Source organism: Kitasatospora nipponensis (assembly GCF_039528135.1).
Classification (GTDB): Bacteria; Actinomycetota; Actinomycetes; order Streptomycetales; family Streptomycetaceae; genus Kitasatospora; species Kitasatospora nipponensis.
The window spans coordinates 1-3,409 of sequence record NZ_BAAALF010000362.1 but is presented as its reverse complement, the minus strand read 5'-3'; the positions used below and the strand labels follow the sequence as shown (position 1 = coordinate 3,409).

The 3,409-nt window shown below is 78.6% G+C and carries 5 protein-coding genes; 4 read left to right on the top strand and 1 reads right to left on the bottom strand.

The window, feature by feature from the left end; translation table 11 throughout:
- The 3 genes from ABD323_RS40125 to ABD323_RS40115 all read left to right on the top strand — a co-directional run.
- Nucleotides 1-1,075: asparagine synthase-related protein (locus ABD323_RS40125; protein ID WP_344447051.1), on the top strand; the 1,075-nt coding region annotated here is incomplete at its 5' end.
- A gap of 190 nt (nucleotides 1,076-1,265) precedes the next feature.
- On the top strand, nucleotides 1,266-1,835 hold the full coding sequence (locus tag ABD323_RS40120; protein WP_344447050.1) for a universal stress protein: 570 nt from the start codon (nucleotides 1,266-1,268) through the stop codon (nucleotides 1,833-1,835).
- Nucleotides 1,836-1,966: 131 nt separating this feature from the next.
- Nucleotides 1,967-2,677: a DsbA family oxidoreductase gene (locus ABD323_RS40115; protein ID WP_344447049.1), complete on the top strand. Its 711-nt coding sequence runs from the start codon at nucleotides 1,967-1,969 to the stop codon at nucleotides 2,675-2,677.
- 6 nt (nucleotides 2,678-2,683) lie between these two features.
- On the opposite strand, the gene ABD323_RS40110 is transcribed toward ABD323_RS40115, so the two are convergent.
- Nucleotides 2,684-3,151, bottom strand: a complete 468-nt coding sequence (locus ABD323_RS40110; RefSeq protein ID WP_344447048.1) for an NPCBM/NEW2 domain-containing protein — start codon at nucleotides 3,149-3,151, stop codon at nucleotides 2,684-2,686.
- A 40-nt stretch (nucleotides 3,152-3,191) separates the two neighbouring features.
- Between ABD323_RS40110 and ABD323_RS40105 the strand changes: the two genes are divergently transcribed.
- On the top strand, nucleotides 3,192-3,409 hold a 218-nt coding region (locus ABD323_RS40105), incomplete at its 3' end, for a hypothetical protein (protein WP_344447047.1).

Below are 3,409 nucleotides of genomic sequence, written 5' to 3'. Positions count from 1 at the left end.
CGACCCGTTGCCCGGCCCGCTGACCGACGAACCGGGCCGCGCGCTGACCGCCGCGGCGGCCACCAGCGCCCGGCCCGGCGCGGGCGGCACCGACCACCTCACCGGCCACGGCGCCCGACAGGTGCTCGACGGCCACCCGGCGCGGCTGGCCGACCTGATCCGCTCCGGCCGCCCGCGCGAGCTGCTGCCGCCGGTGGCCGCGCTGGCCGGGGTGGACCGGGCGCTGGCCGGCACCCTCACCGGCGCGGTGCGCACGCCCGTCACCGTGCTGCGGGCCGCCCGCCGGCTGGCCCGCGGCCGGTACGCGGAGGCCCTGGACGACGCCGCGGTGCGGCTGACGGCGCGCCGGGGACCCGGACAGCCGAGCGCGCGCGCCGGAGCGCGGTTCACGGCGGGGGCGTACTCGGTCGCGGACCTCGCCTGGTGCGTCCCGGGCCCGGCCGCCCGCTGGCTCTCCGACGACGCGCTCTCCGAGGTCGCGCTGCGCCTGCGGCTGGCGGCCCGCGGCCCCGATCCGCTGGACCCGCCGGGCGCCCGCCGCGCCCGCCTCGCCCTGCACCACCACGCGGCGGGCTTCCGCACCCTGGTCCAGTCCGCCGAGCAGCGGGGCCAGCGGCTGCACGCGCCGTTCCTGGACAACCGGGTGCTGCGGGCGGCCCGGCTGCTGCCGACCGCCGTCCGCCTGCAGCCCGGCGCCCGGCACGCGCTGCTGCGCGCGGTGCTGGCCGGCGCCGGACGCGCCGACCTGCCGCCCGACTGGGGGCGCGCGCCGCGGCCGGACCGCGCGCAGGCGGCGCGCAGCGGGCTGCGGCAGGCCTCCGATCCGTTGGCCGAGCTCTTCCACCAGCCGCTGCTCGCCGAGGCGGGGCTGATCGACCTGCCGGCGGTGCGGCGGGCGCTGGGCCGGGCCGCCGATCCGCACGCCGAGCTGCCGCCCGGCACCCTGGACGGACTGGCCGACCTGGTCGCCACCGAGCTGTGGCTGCGCCGCCTCGACGCCCGCCGGCACGGGTCCTGCTGGACCGGCCTGCCGCTGCCCGAGCGCCGGGCGGTGGCCGGCGCCCGCTTCGGCTGACCGGCGCGGGCACCACCACCGGCGCCACCACCGGCGCCACTGGCTGACGCGTCGTCAGGTTGCCTGCCCGGTCGACCGTGGCGGTGCCGGTCCGGGCGGGCCCGGGGGCCGATCATGGCCCTGGCGGAGAGCGTGCCGCGAACCGCCGCCGAACAGGGCCCAGCCCCCACCGACCCGCCCGGAGGCCGCGGTGACCAGTGCCGACCCGACCGCCCCCGACCCCGCCCCGGAGTCCGACCCCGCCCCGGAGCCCCAGCCCGAGCCCGAGCCGGCGCCGATCTCCACCCAGCCCCCCGGCGCCCCGCACCCGCCGGGCGTGCTGGCGGCCTGCGACGGCTCCGACGGTTCGCTCTGGGCGCTGGACCGCGCGATGGCCGAGGCGGAGCGCTTCGAGGTGCCGCTCTACGTGCTGGCCGTGGTCAACCCGTCGCCCGGCGGCTACCCGCCCGGGATGGCCGAGCTGGTGCAGGAGAGCATCGAGCGGCTCACCGCGAGCATGGCCGACGGCCTGCGGCGCGCGGTCGACTCGGTCGAGCGGGCCCGCCGTCGCCCGTTCGGCGGCCGGCTCTCGCTGCACGTGGTGCTCGGGCAGGTGATCGAGGTGCTGCTGGCCAGCTCGGTGGGCCAGCACACGCTGGTGCTCGGCACCCGCGGCAACGGCGGTTTCGCCCGGCTGCTGCTCGGCTCGGTCAGCACGGCGGCCGTCCACCACGCCGCCTGCCCGGTCCTGGTGGTCCCCGCGCCGCCCGCCCACCACTGACCGCGCCCCCGCCCGTCGTCACCGCCCGTCGTCACCGCTGGGGAATGCCGAGCCGGACATTTCGGTTCACTCTGCTCGGTTCACTCTTCCGGACCAGTACCGTCCCCAGCCGTGACAGGAGCCAGACCCCCATGAAGGTCGAGATCTACTCGGACATCGCCTGCCCGTGGTGCTACATCGGCAAGCGCCGGTTCGACCAGGCGCTCGACCGGTTCGCCGGCCGCGACGACGTCGAGGTGGTCTTCCGGCCCTACCAGCTGGTGCCGGACGCGCCCGCGACGGCCAGCCCGCACCGGGCCTGGCTCGCCGAGCGGTACGGCCCGCAGTCCGTCGCGATGGACGACCGGGTGACCGAGCTGGGCCGCGCGGAGGGCATCGCCTACGACTTCGACGCCGCTCTGCACGCCAACACCTTCCTGGGGCACCGCCTGCTGCACCTGGCGGAGACCGAGTACGGCGCGGCCGTCCAGGGCGTGCTGAAGGAGGCGCTGCTCAAGGCGCACTTCAGCGACGGCGTGGACGTCGGCGACCGGGCCGCGCTCACCGAGGTGGCGGTGGCGGCGGGCCTGGACCGGCAGCGGGTGGCCGACTACCTGGCGGGCGAGGAGGGCACGGCCGAGGTCCGCGAGCAGCTCGCCGAGGGGCGGCGACTGGGCATCAGCGCCGTGCCGACCTTCGTCTTCGAGGGCCAGTGGGCGGTGCAGGGCGGGCAGGACGCGGAGACCTTCCTGAACGTGCTGGAGCAGGTCGCGAGCCAGACGTCGGCCGGCCCGACGTCCGCTGCCGCTGCCGCCTCCCCGGACGAGGACGCGGCCTGCGCCGACGGCGCCTGCGCGATCTGACCGCGCTCAGCAGGTGAAGCGGGCGTCCGCCCAGTCCGCCAGGTTGCCAGCTGATCGGAACCCGTCCACCGGCGTCACCACCAGCCGGATCGAGCGCACGCCGGCCAGCGGCACGTGCACCGGCACCGGGGCGTCCGCGCCGCGCAGCGCGGGCGAGTGCCAGAGCGGGCGGCCGTCCGTCCCGGTCACCGCGAAGCTCACCGCACCCGGCGAGAAGGCCAGGTCGTCCACCCCGGCGACCGCGTCGAAGGCGCTGCAGGAGCGGTTGAGGTCGATGGTGACGGTGGACGGCGCGTGCACCGTGATCCCGCGGTCGTAGGACGCGCCGGCCAGCCGCAGCCCCGAGCGCTGCCAGAGCCAGTCGCTCTGCCGGCGCTCGACGGTCGGGCCGGTCGGCGGGACCCGGTTGCCGCCGTGGCCGAACGGCAGCTCGTCCAACCAGAAGCCGGTCGGGGCCGGGTCCGGCGGTGGCACGGGTACGGGGGTCGGCGTCGGTGGCAGGCTCGGCGCCGGGGTGGGCACCGGGGTCGGCACGCTCGGTACCGGCGGCGTCGGGACGGGCGGCGCGCTCGGCACCGGCACGGCGGGCACGGTCGGTACCGGCGGCGTCGGGACGGGCGGTGGCGGTGGCGCCAGGACCGGCGTGGGCGACGGCGGCGGGGTGCGGACCGGCGTCGGGCTCGGCCCCGGCGGGCGCGCGGGCGCGCGGGTGGGGGCGGGCGTGGGAGCGGG

Coding starts and splice junctions, on each gene's coding strand:
- ABD323_RS40115 (WP_344447049.1), top strand. CDS start 1,967: ATGAAGGTCGAGATCTACTCGGACATCGCCTGCCCGTGGTGCTACATC.